The organism is Arthrobacter sp. FW306-05-C, from assembly GCF_021801725.1.
GTDB lineage: Bacteria > Actinomycetota > Actinomycetes > Actinomycetales > Micrococcaceae > Arthrobacter.
In genome coordinates this window covers 1,171,127-1,190,077 of the sequence record NZ_CP084556.1, presented here as the reverse complement: position 1 = coordinate 1,190,077, position 18,951 = coordinate 1,171,127, and the positions used below count along the sequence as shown (strand labels likewise).

Sequence of the window (18,951 nt, the reverse complement as noted above, 5' to 3'; positions counted from 1 at the left end):
CCTTGTGGGGTTCAGTCTGTGGCCGCGCGCCTGATGGACTCCCACAGGGAATCCACCCACGGCAGATCGGCGGGGTCTTGTGCTGCTGCTGCGCCGGCGGGGCTACTGCTTTCTCCGGCCGGCTCATCGCTGCCAAAAACCCAGTAGCCGGTTTCGCCCGGCATAACCATGTTAATGCGGTCGCGGGCCTGCTGTTTGACGTAGTTGGGGTCCTGCCAGCGCGAAACCTGCTGGCGGAGGGCATCGCCTTCGGCCTGGCGTGCCGCAATGTCGGCGTGCAACGCGTCGATTTCGGCCTTCTTGTCGAAGAAGATCTTCACTGTGGGCGCCAGCATGATGGTGATGGCAATCATCACCACCGCCAGCGCGAGCATCCGTCCGGAGAAGGCCTTCGCGGGCACGGGGTGCTGGTCATCTTCTTCGCCCCGCACATCCTTGCCGTCAATCGGGCTGCTGCCTTTGCGGCTGGCCGACAGCCTGGGCTTCGCGGTCTCCCCCATCTTTCCTGCGGCCGGATTTCCTGCAGCGCCGCGCCCGCTGTTGCCCTTCGAAGCCGCACTTTCCGCCTGGGCCGTTCCCTTGGCCGGGCGGAAATCCGCCCGGATGACCTCGGCACCGCTGGAGGTACCGTCGTCGGCCGTTTCCTTGCCTGGACGGTTGGGGGCGACCTTGGGAACTTTGGGACGGCGGGTAGCCATGACACTCCTGAAACGCAGCCTGCCGGGGCCGCCACTATCTGTGCTGGACAGTCCTGCAGAACGAACACTGCTGGGACAGATGCTGCTGGAAACAACAACAGCGGTGGCTATGGTCTTTCAACCATAGCCACCGCGGAAGGGTTTAGGCGGTTACTAGCCCTTGAAACGCGGGAATGCGCTGCGTCCGGCGTAGCGTGCGGCGTCGTCCAGTTCCTCTTCGATGCGGAGCAGCTGGTTGTACTTGGCCACGCGCTCGGAGCGGGCAGGTGCGCCGGTCTTGATCTGGCCGGCGTTGGTGGCCACCGCGATATCGGCGATGGTGGTGTCCTCGGTTTCGCCGGAGCGGTGCGAGGTGATGGTGGTGTAGCCGGCCCGCTGGGCCAGGCTGACGGCGTCCAGGGTCTCGGTCAGGGAACCGATCTGGTTGACCTTGACCAGCAGGGAATTGGCGGTCCTTGTGTCGATGCCGCGCTGCAGGATGGCCGGGTTGGTGACGAAGAGGTCGTCACCAACCAGCTGGACCTTGTCACCGATGGTGTCGGTGAGGGTCTTCCAGCCTTCCCAGTCGTTCTCGTCCAGCGGGTCCTCGATGGAAACCAGCGGGTACGCGTCCACGAGCTCGGCGTAGTAGGCGCTCATCTCGGTGGCGGACAGGGCCTTGCCTTCGAACTGGTAGGCACCGTCCTTGTAGAACTCGGAGGAGGCCACGTCCAGGGCCAGGGCGATGTCCTTGCCCGGGGTGTAGCCGGCGTTCTTGATGGCTTCCTGGATCAGGTCCAGCGCCGCGCGGTTGGACGGCAGGTTGGGGGCGAAGCCGCCTTCGTCGCCGAGGCCGGTGGACAGGCCCTTTTCCTTCAGGACGGACTTGAGGTTGTGGTAGACCTCGACGCCCCAGCGCAGGCCTTCGGAGAAGGTTTCAGCGCCGATGGGGGCGATCATGAATTCCTGGATGTCGACGTCGGAGTCGGCGTGCGATCCACCGTTGAGGATGTTCATGAGCGGCACGGGCAGGACGTGCGCGTTGGGACCGCCCAGGTACTTGTAGAGCGGCAGGTCAGCGGAGGCTGCGGCTGCGTTGGCGACGGCCAGGGAGACGCCCAGGATGGCGTTGGCGCCCAGCTTGCCCTTGTTGGGGGTGCCGTCCAGGTCCAGCATGGCCTGGTCGATGCTGCGCTGGTCCGTGGCGTCGAAGCCGGTCAGGGCGGGGGCAATCTGGTCGATGACGGCGTCGACGGCCTTCTGCACGCCTTTGCCCAGGTAGCGGCCCTTGTCGCCGTCGCGCAGTTCGACGGCCTCGTGCTCACCGGTGGAGGCGCCGGAGGGCACCGCCGCGCGGCCGATCTGGCCGTCGGACAGCAGGACTTCAACTTCTACGGTGGGGTTGCCGCGGGAATCGAGGATCTCGCGGGCGTGGATGGCATCGATAAGCGCCATGAATTTGCTCCTTATGGGCGATTAACGGGGGGAATCAGGCAGAAAACTCGACGTACTCGTCACCGACTAGCGTAGTCGAGAGTGCTCCGGGTTACTCAAACCGGTCAAGGGCCGGACGTCATGATGGCGCCGGGTCGCTCCGGTCGCCGTGCCCGCCCTCATCGCCCTGGCCGTCCTGATAGCGGCGGACGGCGCCACGCAGCGCGCGCTCGGCGTCCATGCCGTTCTCCCGCGCGGAACGGACGACGGCGAGCAGCAGGGTTCCGAGCCCGTCCTCGCTTTCGGGGACGGGCACTCCTGCGGGGAGCTCCAGGCCGGCACGGGCAGCGCGGTCCAGCGACTTTTGCGCCTTGGCCAGTGCAGGGAGGGCCTCCGGGATTCCTTCGAAGGCGCCACGCCGCTCCGGGCGTTCGGCCCGCTTGACCGCATCCCACTTCTGCTCGATCTCCGCCACTGTGGCGGGGAAGCTGTCCTGCAGGGAACCGTCCGGCCTGAAGACATGGGGGTTGCGGCGGACCATCTTGGCAGCCAAACCGCGCGCCACGTCGTCGAACGTGAACGCACCCCGCTCCTCTGCCAGGCGGGCATGGAGCACCACCTGGAGCAGGACGTCGCCAAGCTCGCCCTGGAGTTCGGCGTCCGGGTGGCCCTCCTCGATGGTTTCAGCCACCTCGTAGGCCTCCTCGAGGAGGTACTCCACCAGCGATGCGTGGGTGAGGGCGCCCATCCACGGGCAGTGCTCCCGCAGCTGCCCGATCACCTGGACGAGGCGTTCAACGGGTGTTTCAGCCAAGGTTGGCGTAGGCGTCGTTGATGTACTCCACCAGCGCTTCCTTTTCCTCCAGGGGCAGGAAGGACGCCTCGGCGGCGTTCAGGGTCAGTTCCAGCAGGTCGTCGAGGTCGTAGTCGAAGGTTTCCACCAGCAGGTTGAACTCGTCCGTGAGCGTGACGCCGCTCATCAGGCGGTTGTCCGTGTTGATGGTGACGTTGAAGCCCAGCTGGTAGAGCATGTCCAGCGGGTGGCTTTCGATCCCCTCACCAAATTGGGCGATCGCGCCGGTCTGGAGGTTGGAGGACGGGCAGATTTCGAGGGCGATGCCGCGGTCGCGCACCCAGCTGGAGAGGTCGCCGAGGGTGACCAGGCCAACGGTGTCGCCGGCTTCCTCGTCGTCGTCGAACTCCACCATGATGTCCTCGGCGATGCGGACGCCGTGTCCCAGCCGCAGGGCGCGGCCGTCCACCAGCGCGGACTGGATGCTTTCCAGCCCGGCTGCTTCACCGGCGTGCACCGTGGCGGGGAAGTTGTGCTGGGCAAGGTAGGTGAAGGCGTCCTTGAAGCGGCTGGGCAGGAACCCGTCCTCGGCGCCGGCGATGTCAAAGCCCACGGCACCCTTGTTGCGGTGGCGGACGGCAAGTTCGGCGATCTCCTGGCCGCGGTCGGCGTGGCGCATGGCAGTGATCAGCTGTCCCACCTGGATCTCGCGTCCCGTCTCGGACACAGCCTCGACGCCGGCCTCCAGGCCTTCCTGCACTGCTTCCACCACTTCATCCAGGCTGAGCCCCTTCTGGAGGTGCTGCTCGGGCGCCCACCGGACTTCGCCGTACACCACGCCGTCGTCAGCGAGGTCCTCGACGAACTCCTTGGCCACGCGGAACAGGCCGTCGTACGTCTGCATGACGGCTACCGTGTGGTCAAAGGTCTCCAGGTAGCGGACCAGTGATCCGGAGTCGGCTGATTCGCGGAACCACTGCCCCAGGGCCACCGGATCCGTTGAGGGGAGCGTGTGGCCAACGGCCTCCGCCAGCTCGATGATGGTGGCCGGACGGAGTCCTCCGTCCAGGTGGTCGTGAAGGGAGACCTTGGGCAGGCTCTTCAGGTCAAAATCGATGGCAGGGGCGGCGTCAACAATGGGCTCAGTCACGTTCCCACCTTAGGGTGGGGCGGAGTTCAAAGCCAGCGGGTCAAAGCCAGCCGTCCGAGGGCGGCCGGGGCCGCCTGCTACTTCACGACGGGACCGGCCTCTGCCGACGGCACCACGAAGGCCTGGGTGCCGGGGCGCCCCTCGTGGCCGGAGTCGGAGGATCCTTCGGTCCAGCCGTCCGGATCCGGCGTATCATCGCGGCCCAGCCGTTTGTGCCACCAGCGCAGCAGGTGGTCGATGACAACGCCCAGGACGATGGCGAACACCACCGCGATGCCCGCGCTGAGCAACGGGTTGTGGTGCAGCCACGGGAAGGAGCTGGCCAGCAGGCCGATGCCAAGGGAGTAACCCACCCAGGTCACGCAGGCGAAGGCGTCGAATACGAAGAACCTGCGGTGCGAGAAACCCGTGCTGCCGGCAACGTAGTTGACGGCCACCCGGCCCCAGGGGATGTAGCGGGCGGTGAAGATCAGCACGGCCCCGCGCTTCTCCAGTTCATAGCGTGCCCAGGCAAAGACTTTCCGGACCTTGGGCCGGCGCATCCACCCCCACCGCTCCAGGCCGATCTTGCGGCCGAGCATGTAGGCCATGTTGTCACCGGCAATGGCGCCTACCAGCGCCGTGACGCCGAGGATCCAGAGATTGGGTTCGCCGCTGTGCCGCGAGAAAGCGGCAAGCGCCACAATGAGGGTCTCGCTGGGGACCACCATGGCGAACCCGTCCACAAAGAAGAACACCAGCAGGACGGGGTAGATCCACCACTGGCCCGCTGCATGGAGCACGGCCTCATTAATAAACTCCACGCGGTGTTGCTCCTGTATGAAAAATGACACGGCCAGTGTGCCGCAGCCAAATGCGGAAATCGTTCCTAAGTGTCCCACGCGCCGGGGGTTTCCGCTACGCCCTGATGCCCGGAATTACCCACTAAACGCGCCGGTCAGGCCCCGGGTTCCCGGATCCGTTCCACCACGTTGGGCTTGCCCCGGAATTTGTTGATCACCAGGTCCACCACGATGCCCAGCGCCACGGCGCAGACGATGGCGATTGCTGCACCCAGGAGGTGGTTGTCCTCAAACCACTGGCCAAAGAAAAGCCCGATCGCCACCGAGTAGCCGGCCCACAGGCTGGCGGACAGGACGGTCAGGCCCACGAACCGCAGGTGGGGATATCGGGTGACCCCGGCGGTCAGGTTGACGGCCACCCTGCCGATCGGCACAAAGCGTGCCACGAGGATCAGTGACGCCGGCCGCTTCCGCAGCTCACGGCCTGCCCAGCGGAACGCGCTTTGCATCCGCGGCCCGCGCATCCACCCCCATCGCGTGGTACCCACGCGGCGGCCCAGGAGGTAGGCGATATTGTCGCCGGAGAAGGCCCCGGCTGCAGCCACCAGGGCCAGGAGCAACGGATTGGGAACGTCGGCGGTGGCCGCCACAGCCGCGAGGCCCACCACCACCGACTCGCTGGGGACCGGCGGAAAGAAGCCGTCGATGATGCAGCAGGCCAGCACCAGGACCAGCACCCACGGCTGTCCGGCTGCGGCGAGGATGAAGTCATTGATGGCCTGCATTGGTCACTATGCTATGCGGTCGATGATGAGCTGCTGGGCAGGCCGTGAACCTTCCGGAGCAATAACCACGGCGTGCTCCAGGGCTTCGCGGGCACGGGCGAACCGCTCCGGGGTATCGGTGAGCAGCGTCATCAGCGGCTCCCCGGCCCGGACTGTGGCACCGGGCTTGGCGTGCATGCGCACCCCCGCCCCGGCCTGGACGGGGTCCTCCTTCCGCGCACGGCCGGCACCCAGGCGCCACGCGGCCACGCCAACGGCGAGCGCGTCCAGTTCCACCAGCACCCCGTCGGCGGGGGCGTATACGACGTCGGATTCCCTGGCCTTTGGCAGCGCTGCCTGTGGGTCGCCGCCCTGGGCGGAGATCATCCGGTTCCAGACGTCCATGGCCCGGCCGTCCTTCAGCGCGGCAGCAGGATCGGCGTCGCGCACTCCTGCCGCGGCGAGCATTTCTTCGGCGAGCCTCACAGTCAGCTCCACCACGTCATCAGGACCGCCGCCCGCCAGGACCTCCAGCGATTCCTCGACCTCGATGGCATTGCCGGCGGTAAGGCCCAGCGGGGTGTCCATGTTGGTCAGCAGCGCAACAGTGTTGACTCCTGCGTCCTTGCCCAGCGCCACCATGGTTTCGGCGAGTTCGCGGGCTGTCGCTTCGTCTTTCATGAACGCCCCGCTGCCCACCTTGACGTCCAGGACCAGCGAGCCGGTGCCCTCTGCGATCTTCTTGCTCATGATCGATGAAGCGATCAGCGGGATGGCCTCCACTGTGCCGGTGACGTCCCGGAGCGCGTACAGCTTCTTGTCGGCGGGGGCAAGCCCGGCGCCGGCGGCGCAGATCACTGCGCCAACGTCCTGGAGTTGGGCCAGGATCTCGTCGTTGCTGAGGTTGGCCCGCCAGCCGGGAATCGACTCCAGCTTGTCCAGGGTGCCTCCGGTGTGCCCCAGGCCCCGACCGGACAGCTGGGGAACGGCGACCCCGAATACCGCCACCAGCGGGGCCAGCGGCAGGGTGATCTTGTCCCCCACCCCGCCCGTGGAATGCTTGTCCGTGGTGTACTTCAAGCCGCCGTCGGGACGCCGGAGGCTGGAGAAATCCATCCGCTCACCGGAGGCGATCATGGCCGCCGTCCAGCGGGCAATTTCGGTCCGGTCCATTCCGTTGAGCAGGATGGCCATGTTCAGGGCCGCCATCTGCTCGTCGGCCATGGCCCCGCGGGTGTACGCGTCGATGGTCCAGTCGATCTGTTCGGGGCTCAGCGTCCCTTTGTCCCGCTTGGTGCGGATGATGTCGACGGCGTCGAACGCTTCGGCGGTACTGTTCGGTGTTTGGTTCTCGGTCACCGGGTCTCCTCCAGATGTTCAGGACCAAAGGCGTCGGGCAGCACCTGGTCCATGGTCTTGATGCCCTGGGTAGTCATGAGCTGCATGTCCGGGGCACGGAATTCGTACAGCAACTGGCGGCAGCGGCCACAGGGCATAAGGATGTTTCCCGCCCCGTCGACGCAGTAGAACGCCCGCAGCAGCCCGCCACCGGTCATCTGCAGGTTTCCCACCAGGGCACATTCGGCGCAAAGCGTCAGCCCATAGCTGGCATTCTCCACATTGCAGCCGCTGACGATCCTGCCGTCCCCGGTGAGCGCCGCAGCGCCGACGGGAAACTTTGAGTATGGGGCGTACGCGTTCTTCATGGCTGCGACGGCGGCGGTTTCGAGGGCTGCCCAGTCCACGGCCTGTGCGTTGTCCAACTGTGCATTGTCCATGGCGGTCATCCCTTGACGTAGGGGATGCCGTCGGCCGCGGGCGGCCTGGAACGACCCACCAGGCCGGCGACGGCGAGCACGGTTACCAGGTAGGGCAGCATGGCCATGAACTGGCTGGGCACGGGCGTACCGATGATGGTGACAATGCTCTGGAGGTTATCGGCGAATCCGAACAGGAGTGCCGCGAAGAAGGCACCCACAGGGTTCCAGCGTCCGAAGATCAGGGCGGCCAGGGCAATGAAGCCGCGGCCTCCGGAGATTTCCTTGGTGAAGCTGTCGATGGCAACAAGGGTGAAGAACGAGCCGCCGATGCCGGCTACAGCACCGCCCAGGGTGACGTTCCAGAACCGGGTGGCGTTGACGTTGATGCCCAAGGTGTCCGCCGCCTGGGGGTGCTCCCCCACTGCGCGGACACGCAGGCCCCACCTGGTCTTGAACAGGCCCACCCAGACCACCGCGACAGCGACGTACATGAGGTATCCCACCAGCGACTGCCGGAACAGGATGGGCCCGATGATCGGGATGCTGGAGAGCACCGGGATGTCGATGACGTCCAGGCCGGGCGGCGAGTTGAACTGGGCCTTGTTGGCCTGCATCACGGTGCTGAAGAGGAAGCCGGTCACGCCGGAGACCAGCACATTCAGGACGACTCCGACAATGATCTGGTTAACCAGGTACTTGATGCTGAACAGCGCCAGGACCATGGACACCACCGCGCCCGCTATAGCGGCCGCCAGCAGCCCGACCAAAGCGCTCCTGGTCATGCTGGCAACAATGGCCGCGGTGAAGGCCCCGCCAAGGAGCTGCCCTTCGATGGCGATGTTCACCACTCCAGCGCGCTCGCACAGGACACCGGAAAGTGAACCGAACACGAGCGGGACGGCAAGCGTGACCGACCCGGCGATGAGACCCGCCAATGAGATGGCGGGAGTGCGGGCGCCGCCCACTACCCAGATAAGGAACGCGGCCACGAAGACCACGATGAACGTGACGGGGAGCCAGCCGGGAACCGCCTGGTTCCTTGTCTTCAAATAGACGGCGTAACCGGCCAGTGCAACAAGGAGTACCGACAGCGTGATGCCGCCGGCAAAGGCGTTGATTTCCAGTGCCGGGAGCTGGAAGAAATCACCCTCGGTGGAGATGCCGAAGCTTGCCGTCTGGTTGGGGGCCAGGAGGCCGAAAAACACCAGGGAGATCAACGCGAACACGGCGAGCAGGACCGGGGTTTTCCAGGTGGCCGGTTTGCCCGAAGGCGCCGCGGAGCGGGTGTCGGCCGCGGAGCCGCCGGGCTGGGGGTTGCCGGACCTGGACGATGAAAGTGTTGTGCTCATGCGGCACCTCCGGTTGTGGCTGCCTGCCCGGACTTGGCTGTGCGCGCGGGCTTCCTGCGCCTGGGGTTCAGGCCGAAGACGGCCCGGACCAGCGGCGGTGCGGCGATGAAAAGGACAATCAGGGACTGGACCACCAGGACGATGTCGATGGGGGTGCCGGTCTGGATCTGCATCTGGACCGCTCCGGCGCGGAAAGCGCCGAACAGCAGGCCGGCTGCGAAGGTGCCCCACGGCGTCGAACGTCCCAGCAGGGCAACCGTGATGGCGTCAAACCCGTACGTAGCGGCCACGCCGTCGGTGAGCACCTTTTCGGTGCCGGCAACCTGCGCCACGCCGGACATGCCGGCGAGGCCGCCTGCGATGGCCATGACCAGGATGGTGGAGCGGGAGACGTTGATGCCGGCGGTCTGCGCAGCCTTGGGGTTGGCGCCCACGGCCCGGAACTCGAAGCCCACCGTGGACCGGTTCAGGAGCCACCACACCACAAAGGTGGCGGCGATCGCCAGGAGGAAGCCCAGGTGCAGCCGGTACTGGCTGCCCAGGATCTGCGGGTATACAGCACTGGGGTCCAGGATGGGTGAAATGGGGTTGGACTCCCCCGGACGCTGGAACGCCGGGGTGTTCAGCAGGTAGCGCAGGAAGTAGAGCGCAATGTAGTTGAACATGATGGTCAGGATGACTTCATGGGCTCCGGTCCGGGCCTTGAGCAGGCCCACCAGTCCGGCCCAGAGGGCACCGCCGACGATGCCGGCCACGAGCACCAGCAGCAGATGCAGGCCAACCGGCAGGTGCAGTGCGAAGCCCACCCAGGCCGCCAGGATGCCTGCCACGATGATCTGGCCCTGCGCACCGATGTTGAACAGGCCAGCCCGGAATGCCAGCGCCACGCCCAGGCCGGCAGTGATCAGCGGCGTGGCGATGGTGAGGGTTTCCATGAAGGGGGCGAACTGCGCGGCCAGGCCGTTGCCCCGGGGGTTGAACACCGATCCTTGGAACAGTGCGATGTAGGACCGGGTGGCGGCATTCCATACCGCCGTCAGCATGTCCGTGGGCCTGGCAAAGAAGTAGCTGGAGGTGGCGGCCACCTGCTTGTCCGTGCTTGCGATGAGCAGGCCGCCGATGATCAGCGCCAGCAGCACCGCCAGGACCGAGACCACGCCGCTCCCGGTAAAGATCCGGCGCAGCACGGTATCGGGGCCACCCGGCAACTGTCCGCTTTGGGCCGTGGCCGGAACCGCGGAAGGCTGCATGGCTCCGCCGGCAGTGTCGACGGCTACCACCGCTGCGGTTTCCTCGGCGGCCGGAGGCACGGTAGCCTCCGGGGTGTCGGCCGCGTGCCGGCGCTTGTCAGCACCAGGGTTTTCTTCAACCGACTGGTTTTCAGCATGCTGGTTCTCTTGGGCATGTTTGGGGGAAGGCTGGTCAGGCATGGTCGGCTCCCTCGGCGTTGGAGGTGGGGGCCGGGGTACCGGCCTGCGGGGTGTGTGCGTGCTGCGGTGCGTGCTCTTCCGGCGGTATGCCCGCCATCATGAGACCCAGGACGTCCCGGCTGGTCCCGCCCGGAACGGTGCCCACCAGCCTGCCCTTGTAGAGCACTGCGATCCGGTCGGCCAGCTCCATGACTTCGTCCAGTTCGGTGGAAATAATCATCACCGGGGTTCCCTGGTCGCGCTCTGCCACAATCCGCCGGTGCAGGAACTCGATGGAACCCACGTCCACGCCGCGGGTGGGCTGGGAGGCGATGAACAGGCGCAAGGGACGGGAGAGTTCGCGGGCCATCACGAGCTTTTGCTGGTTGCCGCCGGAAAGTGTTCCGGCGGCAGCTGCAGCCGAGGGCGTCCGCACATCGAATTCACCGATGCGTGCCTTGGCGTTTTCCATGATCTTCGCCGGGCTCATGCTGATCCCCTTGGCGAACGGCGGCTTGTCATAAAGGTCCAGGATCAGGTTCTCGGCCACGGAGAAGGTGCCCACCAGCCCGTCCACTTTGCGGTCTTCCGGAACAAAGCCGACGCCCGCGTCGAGGACTTCCTTGACGGACCGGCCCACCAGTTCCTTGCCGTCCAGGACGATGGAGCCGGTAACCCGGTCCTGCAGGCCCAGGATCGCTTCGGTGAGTTCGGTCTGCCCGTTGCCCTGCACCCCGGCGATGGCCAGGATCTCCCCCCGCTTGATGTGGAAGCTGAGGTGGTCCACCACGTGCTGGCCGTTGGGTGCGACGACGGTGAGGTCGGTGACTTCGAACGTGGTTTCCTTGGGCTGGGCGGGGGCCTTGTCCAAATTCAGGCTGACCGCCCGGCCCACCATCATCGAGGCAAGCTCGGTGGTGGAAGCGGCAGGATCGGCGGTGCCCACCACCTTGCCGCGCCGGATAACAGTGATGGTGTCCGAAACTTCCTTGACCTCGCGCAGCTTGTGCGAAATGAACACGATGGAAGTGCCGCGCGACTTGAGCTGGCGCATGATGTCCAGGAGTTCGTCGGTCTCCTGCGGCGTCAGGACGGCCGTGGGTTCGTCGAGGATGAGGACCTTGGCGTTGCGGACCAGGGCTTTGATGATTTCGACCCTTTGCTGCACGCCCACCGGCAGGTCCTCCACCAGGGCGTCCGGGTCAACGTCAAAGCCGTACTGGTCCGAGATTTCCTTGATGCGCTGCCTGGTCTGGTCCAGGTTGAGGAAGCCGGCGGCTTTGGTGGGCTCGGCGCCCAGCGCCACGTTTTCCGCCACGCTGAACACCGGCACCAGCATGAAGTGCTGGTGCACCATGCCGATTCCCGCGGCCATGGCATCGCCTGGGCCGCGGAAGGCAACCGGCTTGTCATCGATGAGGATGTCGCCCTCGGTGGGCTCGTACAGCCCGTAAAGCACGTTCATCAAGGTGGACTTGCCGGCACCGTTTTCGCCGAGGAGGCAGTGGATCTGTCCCGGCTCAACCACCACATCGATGTGGTCGTTGGCCAGCAGCGCGCCAAAGCGTTTAGTGATCCCTCGAAGCTCAAGTTTCAAAACTCTGACCAATCTCGAAGCGTCCGGTGATCAGACCGGACGGGATATCTGGCTGCAGCACCAGCCTAGTGGCTGCAGTCCCGGGAGGAGCCGGCCGTGCGGGGTAAACGTTCGGCCAGCAAAAAGCGCCACCGCCCGGCCAGTGGGTGACGGGCCGGCGGCGGCGCTTCCTGTGGTGGATCAGGCCTTGGGGCTTGCTGCGGACTGAACCTTCAGCTTGCCGGCCACGATGTCCTTCTTGATCGTCTCGAGATCGGACTTCAGTTCCGCAGGGACCTGGGAATCGAGGTCGTGGAAGGGTGCCAGCTGCACGCCGTCGTTGGCAAGGGTGCCGACGTACGGGGTGTTGTTGAACTTGCCGTCCTTGTCCTCGGTGACCACGGTTTCCACGGCCTCGCCCATCTGCTTCATGACGGAGGAGAGCATGATGCCCTTGTAGTCCGGGGCGGTGAGGTAGCCGTCGGAGTCAACCCAGATGAGCTTGACGTCCTTGCCGGCGGCCTTGGCCTCGTTCAGCGCGGCGCCCGCGCCCTTGCCCACCGGGCCCGCCACGGGCATGACGATGTCCGCGCCCTGGTCCAGGAAGTTCTTGGTCAGCTGCTTGCCGACGTCCTGCTTTTCGAAGTCGCCGGTGAAGCTGCCGTCCTGGGCGTCCTTGTTCCAGCCGAGCAGCTTGACGTTCTTGCCCTTCTGCTGGTTGTAGTACTTCACGCCGTCGGCGTAACCGTCCATGAAGATGGTCACGGTGGGGATCTTGATTCCGCCGAAGGTGGCCACGGTGCCGGTCTTGGTGGTTCCTGCTGCCAGGTAGCCGGCCAGGAATGCGGCCTGTGCGGTGTCATAGATGATCGGCTTGACGTTGCTGATGGGCTGGTCGTAGCCGAAGTCGATGATGGCGAAGTGCTTGTCCGGGTTAGCGGTTGCCTGGGCCTTGGTGGCGTCACCGAGCAGGAAGCCCACGGTGATGGTGAGGTTGCAGCCGGCCGTGACCATGGCGCGCAGGTTGGGTTCGAAGTCGTTGTTGGTCTTGGACTCGATCTGGTTGACCTTGATGCCGAGGTCCTTCTCCGCTTTCTTCAGGCCCTCGTAGGAGGACTGGTTGAAGGACTGGTCGTCGAATCCGCCGGAGTCCGACACGATGCAGCCGACGTAGTCGCTGGCCCCTGCTGACGGGGTGCTTCCGGCTTCGGGGGCGGCACCGCAGGCAGTGAGCACAAGCGCGGACGCACCAAGGGTGGCCACGCCTGCCATTGAACCGCGCTTGAAGACGGCACGCAGTGATTTGTTCAATTTTCCTCCAGGGATGATGCGAGTGGCGCTACGGGCTGTAGTTCAATGAGTGTCCGTTTCGGCGCTGAAATTCTGTTTTCACTGAAGGCACGCAGCACTGCGCCGGAGCGCACTGATGGCACCCACTTTAGTGGCCTGCGCCACGTCCCCATAGCATGCCGGGAGCCCATCCGGAGGATTGTTTACAAGTTGTTACCAAGCAGTAGGGGCACCGCTGGATGCGGTGCCCCTACTGCTGATGGATAGCCCGGTGGCGCCTAGAGCCGGACGAGCATTTTTCCGGTGTTTGCGCCGTCCAGGAGGTCCATGAAGGCCTGCGGCGCGTTCTCGAGGCCATCGACGATCGTCTCGTCGTAGCGCACGGTGCCGTCGGCCAGCCAGCCGGCCATTTTCTCCGCGAACTCGGCGGCGTGCTGGCGCTGCCCGCCTACCAGGAATCCGCGCAAGGTGAGCTGCTTGCCGATTGCCTGCATCAGGTTGTGCGGTGCCGGGGTGGGCTCGGTGGAGTTGTACTGTGCGATGGCGCCGCACATGGCCACCCGGCCGCCCACGTTGAGGACCGCCAGGGCGGCCTCAAGGTGTTCGCCGCCCACGTTGTCGAAGTAGACGTCGATGCCGGCCGGGCCGGCAGCCTTCTCCAGCTGCTCCAGCACAGGACCGTCGTGGTAATCGAAGGCGGCGTCGAAGCCGAGTTCGAGGAGGCGCGCCACCTTGGCCGGGGACCCGGCAGAGCCGATGACCCGGGAGGCGCCCATGGCTTTGGCGATCTGGCCCACCAGGGAGCCGACCGCGCCGGCCGCCCCCGAGACGAAGACGACGTCCCCGGGCTTGAACTCCGCAACCTTCAACAGTCCGGTGTAGGCCGTGAGCCCGGTCATGCCCAGGGCGCCGAGGAAGGCGGAAGCAGGTGCCAGGTCGGTGCGGGCCGGGGTGGCAGCGCTGCCGTCCACCACGGCGTACTCGCGCCAGCCCAGGGAATGGACGACGACGTCGCCCTCCTTGTGTGCCGACGAACGGGATGCGACCACCTCACCCACCGCGCCGCCGTCGAGCGCCTTGCCGACGGCGAAGGGTGCGGAGTAGGACTTGACGTCGTTCATCCGGCCGCGCATGTACGGGTCTACCGACATGAAGAGGTTGCGTACCAGGACCTGGCCGTCTTCAAGTGCGGGCAGCGGTGACTCTGCCAGTTCGAAATTGTCGCCGGTGGGGCGCCCGACAGGGCGCGAGGCGAGCCGGATTTCACGGGTGGTGGTTGCCAGGGCTGTGCTCATGCTGCGTACTCCAGGATCTTGAGGTCGACGTTGATGTTGCCGCGGGTGGCGTTCGAATAGGGGCAGACCTGGTGCGCCTTGGCCACCAGGTCCTCCGCGGTGGCGAGGTCGAGGGCGGGGAGGGCGATTTCCAGTTCGGCGGCCAGCCCGAAGCCGGCTCCGCCGTCCAGTTGTCCCAGGTGGATCTTCGCTGCCACTGCCGAGTCCGTCAGGTCGGCACCCGCCTTGCGGCCCACCAGGCGCAGGGCTGAGTGGAAGCAGGCGGCGTATCCGGCGGCGAAGAGCTGTTCGGGATTGGTGCCCTGGCCGTTGCCGCCCAGTTCGACGGGGCTGGCCAGGTCCACTGCCAACCGGCCGTCGTTGCTGCGCGCGGTGCCGTCGCGCCCTTCGCCGGAGGCAAGTGCCTCGGCGGTGTAGAGAGTCTTCACGAAAGATGTCCGTCCTGTTGGTGGGATGGTGCAGGATTGGGCGCTCAGAGCGACTGATGCAGCGCGGCCGTGAGCTTGCCCAGGGTGGCCCGCAGTTGTTCAAGTTCGTCCAGGGACAGCCCTGCGGCGTCGGCCAGCCGCTGCGGGATGGCGCTGGCCGGCCCGCTGAGGCTTCGCCCGGCGGGCGTCAGGTGGATGGCGACGCGGCGCTCATCCTCGCCGGACCGCCGGCGCTCCACGAGCCCGAGCGCTTCCAGGCGCTTGAGCAGCGGGGACAGCGTGCCTGAGTCCAGGCCGAGTTCCCCGCCGAGTTCCTTCACGCCCCGTGGTTCGCGTTCCCACAGCACCAGCATCACCAGGTACTGCGGGTAGGTAAGTCCCAGTTGGTCGAGGACCGGCCGGTAGACCGCGGTGGCGGCCCGGGATGCTGAGTACAACGCAAAACATACTTGCCGGTCCAGGCGGGGCGCTTCGGTCATACCTCCACGGTAGCGCACAACTTAGTTGTGCACAACTTACCCGGGGGCGGGCGGCCGGGCGTGGACCGCCGTCGTGCTTTCCCGACGGCGGTCCGCACCTTCTTGTGGCAGGCCGGCGCAGGGCGGGCGGTGCTAGGGGATGGCGGGCTGCTCGAGGTCCCGGATGGTCCGCAGGGCCGCCGCGGTCAGCACCCGGATGCCCAGGCCCAGGGAACGTTCGTCCAGGATGTAGTCGCCACGGTGCAGGTCGTAGTCCTCGCCGCCGGGCGTCTTGGTGCCAAGGCGCATCATCGCCCCGGGAAGCTCGGCCAGGAACCAGGCAAAGTCCTCGCCGCCCATGGACTGCGGGGTGAGCACCACGGCGCTTTCGCCGATCTCGGCGCGGGCAGCGGCCTCGATCAAGGCCGTCTCGTGTTCGGAGTTCACCACCGGCGGCACTCCCCTGGTGTGCTCCAGGTGCACGTCCACCCCGTAGGGTGCCGCCACCTGGTGGACTACCTCGTCAAGGAGCTCGCCGGCGGCGTGCCAGGCTTCCCGGTCCAGGCAGCGCATGGTGCCGGCCATGTAGCCCGCACCCGGGATGGCGTTCGGCGCCGAGCCCGCGGTGATCTGCCCCCACACCACGGACACGCCGCTGCGCACGTCCACGCGGCGGGACAGCACGGCCGGGACATTGACCGCGATCTGGGCCAGTGCGAACACCAGGTCCTCGGTGAGGTGGGGGCGCGACGTGTGGCCCCCGCGTCCGGAAAGTTCAATACGGATCGTGTCGGAGGCAGACGTGATGGCACCGATCCGGGTTCCCACCTTGCCCACTTCGATCCGGGGGTCGCAGTGCAGTGCCAGAATCCGGGGCACGCCTTCCAGGACGCCCTGCTCAATGCAGGAGTGCGCGCCCCCGGGCATGGTCTCTTCCGCGGGCTGGAAGATGATCCGGACGGTGGCGCCGAGGGGTGTTTCCTGGTGCATCCGGTTCAGGACCAGGGCTATGCCCAGCATGGTGGTGGTGTGGACGTCGTGGCCGCAGGCGTGGGTGACGCCGTGGTTCTTCGACGCGAACGGCAGGCCCGTTTCCTCGATGATGGGCAGGGCATCGATATCGCCGCGCAGGGCGGTGGCGATGGGGCCTTCGCCCACGTCCACCGTCAGTCCGGTGCCTTCCAGGCGGCGAGGGCTCAGCCCGGCGGCTTCGAGCCGCTCGACAAGCTTGTCGGTGGTGCGGAACTCCTTGAAGGACAGTTCCGGGTGCGCATGGAGGTCCCGGCGGAATTCGATCAGTTCCGGCAGGAGCGGTTCGAGCCACGGAGCCACCAGGGCGGTGGGCTCGGCTTCAGTCGTGTAATTGCGCACTGCCTCACTCTAGCGACGGTAGAGGCTTAAGCACCCATTCACTGACGCCGCATTACATCCGGAACCTGGCGGCACCCGAAGGTGCCGGCAGGTTCCCAGGTCAGAGAACGTCCGTGTCCCCGCTTGCCTTGAGGGCATCCACGGCTGCTTTTACGCGCTGCGAGTTGGCCATGGTGGTCACCAGCAGGGCGTCGGGGGTATCGACGATGACGACGTCCTGGATCCCGATCAGGGCGATGACGCGCTTGGTGTCGGTGACCACGACGCCGCTTGAGTTCTCGGTGAACACGCGGGCACCTTCGCCCAGGACTGTGACGTCGTCCACTTCCTTGGCACTGTTAAGCCGGCCCACGGAGGCGAAGTCGCCAACGTCGTCCCAGCGGAAGGTACCAGGCACGACGGCGACGTCCCCGGCTTCGGCGGCGGGCTCGGCCACTGCGTAGTCAATGGCGATTTTCGGCAGGGTTGGCCAGACGCGCGCGGTGACCTCGTCGCGCTGCGGGGTGTCCCACGCCCGGGCGATTTCCTGCAGGCCCTGGAACAGCTCCGGCTGGTTGGCCTCGAGGTGCTTGAGCATCAGGGACACGGGCGCCACGAACATTCCGGCGTTCCATACGTAGTCACCGCTGTCCACGTACTGCTGGGCCACCATTTCGTCCGGCTTCTCGACGAACTCCACCACGTCATGGGCGCTGGGAGCGCCTTCGATGTTCAGCGCCTTGCCGGAACGGATGTAGCCGAAGCCGGTGGACGGGTGGGTGGGCTTGATGCCGATGGTCACGATCTTGCCCGCGGCGGCCGTGTGGATTGCCTCGCGGACGGCCTGCTGGAACAGGTGGTCCGGGCTGATCACCTGGTCGGCGGCGAAGGAACCCATGATGGTGTCGGGATCGCGTTCATGCAGGATTGCCGCCGCGAGGCCGATGGCCGCACCCGAGTCCTTGGGCTCCGACTCAAGGACGAGGTCGCCGTCGTTGACTTCCGGGAGCTGCCGGCACACGGCTTCACGGTGGGCCTTGCCAGTGACCACCAGCATCCGGTTGCCTGCCAGTGGCTGCAGCCGGTCATAGGTGGCGCGCAGCAAGGTGCTGCCCGATCCGGTGAGATCGTGAAGGAACTTGGGAGCTGCTGCTCGTGACAGTGGCCAGAGGCGGGTCCCCACTCCGCCTGCCGGAATCACCGCAATGAAGCGGTCAAGGGGTGAAACCGGGCTTGTCACTTTGTCTGTACTCATCACGGCTACTTTAGCCGAAGGGCCGCACAGGGCTCCTGCGGCAACGCAATCGTCCCGCATTTTGCCGCACTCCCCCGCCAACCACTTCCCAAAAAGCCCGCAAGCATGTGGCGTTGGTCTCATTTTGCCCGAAAATCCGCACCAGCACTGGGCACCAATAAACGCCTAAATTGAATAAGCTGTTAGCGGAGCCTAGATTTAGGCCTGAGCTACGAGTGCTCTCGCAGCAGGCGTTCCCCCCGCATGGATCTCATGCCAGCGCCGCTGTGTTGCAGGGAGGTTTATCAGTGCCGACAAAACCAGCTGGCACCTTGTACCGCGGCCGTGAAGGCATGTGGTCCTGGGTAGGACACCGCATTACCGGTGTAGTGATCTTTTTCTTCTTGTTGGTCCACGTCCTGGACACCTCCTTGGTGCGTGTGTCACCGGAGGCCTACACCGCCGTGATCGGCGCCTACAAGAACCCCCTGATGGCGCTGGGCGAGACCGGCCTCGTTGCCGCCATCGTTTTCCACGCCTTCAACGGCCTGCGGATCATTGCCGTCGACTTCTGGAAGAAGGGCGCCAAGTACCAGCGGCAGATGCTGTGGGCAGTCCTGGCCCTGTGGGTCGTGACCATGGTTGCCTTCTCCATCCGCCACCTGTCCCTCGCCCTCGGAGGTCACTAAGCCATGACTGCAACCATCGAGAGCCCCCGCAGCGGGCGGATCGCCCCCCAGTACCGCCGCAGCGGCGGCTCCAAGGGCAACTTCGAGATGATCGCCTGGCTGTTCATGCGCCTTTCCGGCGTGGTGCTGGTGGTCCTCATCTTCGGCCACCTGTTCGTGAACCTCATGGTCGGCGAAGGCATCCACGCCATCGACTTCGGCTTCGTGGCCGGCAAGTGGGCGGACCCGTTCTGGCAGTTCTGGGACCTGGCCATGCTGTGGCTGGCCATGCTGCACGGCACCAACGGCGTGCGGACCATCATCAACGACTACGCCGAGAAGACCTCCACCCGCCGCTGGCTGAAGACCGTGCTCTACGCAGCAGCCGTGGTCATCATCCTCCTGGGCACCCTGGTGATCTTCACGTTCAACCCGTGCCCCGTGGTGAACGGCGTTGCCCTTCCGGGCGGTTTCTGCCCTGCCTAGCACTGGCACAACCCCGGGGCCCGCGGGCTTTCCCGCGGGCCCCGTTTT

General features: G+C 66.0%; 19 protein-coding genes. 2 read left to right on the top strand and 17 right to left on the bottom strand.

Going from position 1 to position 18,951, the window contains the following annotated elements; genetic code table 11:
- Window positions 1–11: 11 nt before the first annotated feature.
- From LFT44_RS05580 to LFT44_RS05500, 17 genes are all read right to left on the bottom strand, one after another.
- Window positions 12–698: an FtsB family cell division protein gene (locus LFT44_RS05580; protein ID WP_236801546.1), complete on the bottom strand. Its 687-nt coding sequence runs from the start codon at window positions 696–698 to the stop codon at window positions 12–14.
- Window positions 699–851: 153 nt separating this feature from the next.
- Window positions 852–2,132 carry a phosphopyruvate hydratase gene (gene eno, locus LFT44_RS05575; RefSeq protein WP_236801544.1) on the bottom strand — a complete coding sequence of 427 codons (1,281 nt, stop codon included), beginning with the start codon at window positions 2,130–2,132 and terminating at the stop codon, window positions 852–854.
- Window positions 2,133–2,250: 118 nt separating this feature from the next.
- On the bottom strand, window positions 2,251–2,859 hold the full coding sequence (locus LFT44_RS05570) for a MazG nucleotide pyrophosphohydrolase domain-containing protein (protein WP_236802802.1): 609 nt from the start codon (window positions 2,857–2,859) through the stop codon (window positions 2,251–2,253).
- A 58-nt stretch (window positions 2,860–2,917) separates the two neighbouring features.
- Window positions 2,918–4,054, bottom strand: a complete 1,137-nt coding sequence (locus LFT44_RS05565; RefSeq protein ID WP_236801543.1) for an adenosine deaminase — start codon at window positions 4,052–4,054, stop codon at window positions 2,918–2,920.
- 77 nt (window positions 4,055–4,131) lie between these two features.
- Complete coding sequence (locus LFT44_RS05560; protein ID WP_236801542.1) at window positions 4,132–4,857, bottom strand: DedA family protein; 726 nt, start codon at window positions 4,855–4,857, stop codon at window positions 4,132–4,134.
- Window positions 4,858–4,991: 134 nt separating this feature from the next.
- Entirely contained in the window at window positions 4,992–5,621 is a 630-nt protein-coding gene (locus LFT44_RS05555) for a DedA family protein (protein WP_236801541.1), read from the bottom strand.
- A gap of 6 nt (window positions 5,622–5,627) precedes the next feature.
- The gene (locus LFT44_RS05550) at window positions 5,628–6,959 is read right to left on the bottom strand and encodes a thymidine phosphorylase (RefSeq protein ID WP_236801540.1); all 1,332 of its coding nucleotides are present in this window, start codon (window positions 6,957–6,959) and stop codon (window positions 5,628–5,630) included.
- The gene (locus LFT44_RS05545) at window positions 6,956–7,378 is read right to left on the bottom strand and encodes a cytidine deaminase (protein WP_236801539.1); all 423 of its coding nucleotides are present in this window, start codon (window positions 7,376–7,378) and stop codon (window positions 6,956–6,958) included. Before LFT44_RS05545 ends, LFT44_RS05550 begins: the two co-directional genes overlap by 4 nt.
- 5 nt (window positions 7,379–7,383) lie before the next feature.
- Window positions 7,384–8,709, bottom strand: coding sequence for an ABC transporter permease (locus tag LFT44_RS05540; RefSeq protein WP_236801537.1), 1,326 nt, complete (start codon window positions 8,707–8,709; stop codon window positions 7,384–7,386).
- Window positions 8,706–10,139: an ABC transporter permease gene (locus LFT44_RS05535; RefSeq protein ID WP_236801536.1), complete on the bottom strand. Its 1,434-nt coding sequence runs from the start codon at window positions 10,137–10,139 to the stop codon at window positions 8,706–8,708. The genes LFT44_RS05540 and LFT44_RS05535 overlap by 4 nt, the downstream gene beginning before the upstream one ends.
- Window positions 10,132–11,715, bottom strand: a complete 1,584-nt coding sequence (locus tag LFT44_RS05530) for an ABC transporter ATP-binding protein (protein WP_236801535.1) — start codon at window positions 11,713–11,715, stop codon at window positions 10,132–10,134. The genes LFT44_RS05535 and LFT44_RS05530 overlap by 8 nt, the downstream gene beginning before the upstream one ends.
- A gap of 180 nt (window positions 11,716–11,895) precedes the next feature.
- Window positions 11,896–13,005: a BMP family lipoprotein gene (locus LFT44_RS05525; RefSeq protein WP_442863769.1), complete on the bottom strand. Its 1,110-nt coding sequence runs from the start codon at window positions 13,003–13,005 to the stop codon at window positions 11,896–11,898.
- A gap of 257 nt (window positions 13,006–13,262) precedes the next feature.
- Entirely contained in the window at window positions 13,263–14,279 is a 1,017-nt protein-coding gene (locus LFT44_RS05520; protein WP_236801534.1) for an NADP-dependent oxidoreductase, read from the bottom strand.
- A complete protein-coding gene (locus LFT44_RS05515; RefSeq protein ID WP_142130706.1) occupies window positions 14,276–14,707 on the bottom strand; it encodes an organic hydroperoxide resistance protein in 432 nt (143 codons plus the stop codon). The genes LFT44_RS05520 and LFT44_RS05515 overlap by 4 nt, the downstream gene beginning before the upstream one ends.
- 44 nt (window positions 14,708–14,751) lie before the next feature.
- Entirely contained in the window at window positions 14,752–15,186 is a 435-nt protein-coding gene (locus tag LFT44_RS05510; protein WP_236801533.1) for a MarR family winged helix-turn-helix transcriptional regulator, read from the bottom strand.
- Window positions 15,187–15,318: 132 nt separating this feature from the next.
- Complete coding sequence (locus LFT44_RS05505; RefSeq protein ID WP_236801532.1) at window positions 15,319–16,536, bottom strand: amidohydrolase; 1,218 nt, start codon at window positions 16,534–16,536, stop codon at window positions 15,319–15,321.
- 100 nt (window positions 16,537–16,636) lie between these two features.
- Window positions 16,637–17,770 carry a mannose-1-phosphate guanylyltransferase gene (locus tag LFT44_RS05500; RefSeq protein WP_236801531.1) on the bottom strand — a complete coding sequence of 378 codons (1,134 nt, stop codon included), beginning with the start codon at window positions 17,768–17,770 and terminating at the stop codon, window positions 16,637–16,639.
- A gap of 332 nt (window positions 17,771–18,102) precedes the next feature.
- Between LFT44_RS05500 and sdhC the strand changes: the two genes are divergently transcribed.
- Window positions 18,103–18,438, top strand: coding sequence for a succinate dehydrogenase, cytochrome b556 subunit (gene sdhC, locus LFT44_RS05495; RefSeq protein ID WP_026265921.1), 336 nt, complete (start codon window positions 18,103–18,105; stop codon window positions 18,436–18,438).
- Window positions 18,439–18,441: 3 nt separating this feature from the next.
- Window positions 18,442–18,903, top strand: a complete 462-nt coding sequence (locus tag LFT44_RS05490) for a succinate dehydrogenase hydrophobic membrane anchor subunit (protein WP_142130710.1) — start codon at window positions 18,442–18,444, stop codon at window positions 18,901–18,903.
- Window positions 18,904–18,951: the final 48 nt, after the last annotated feature.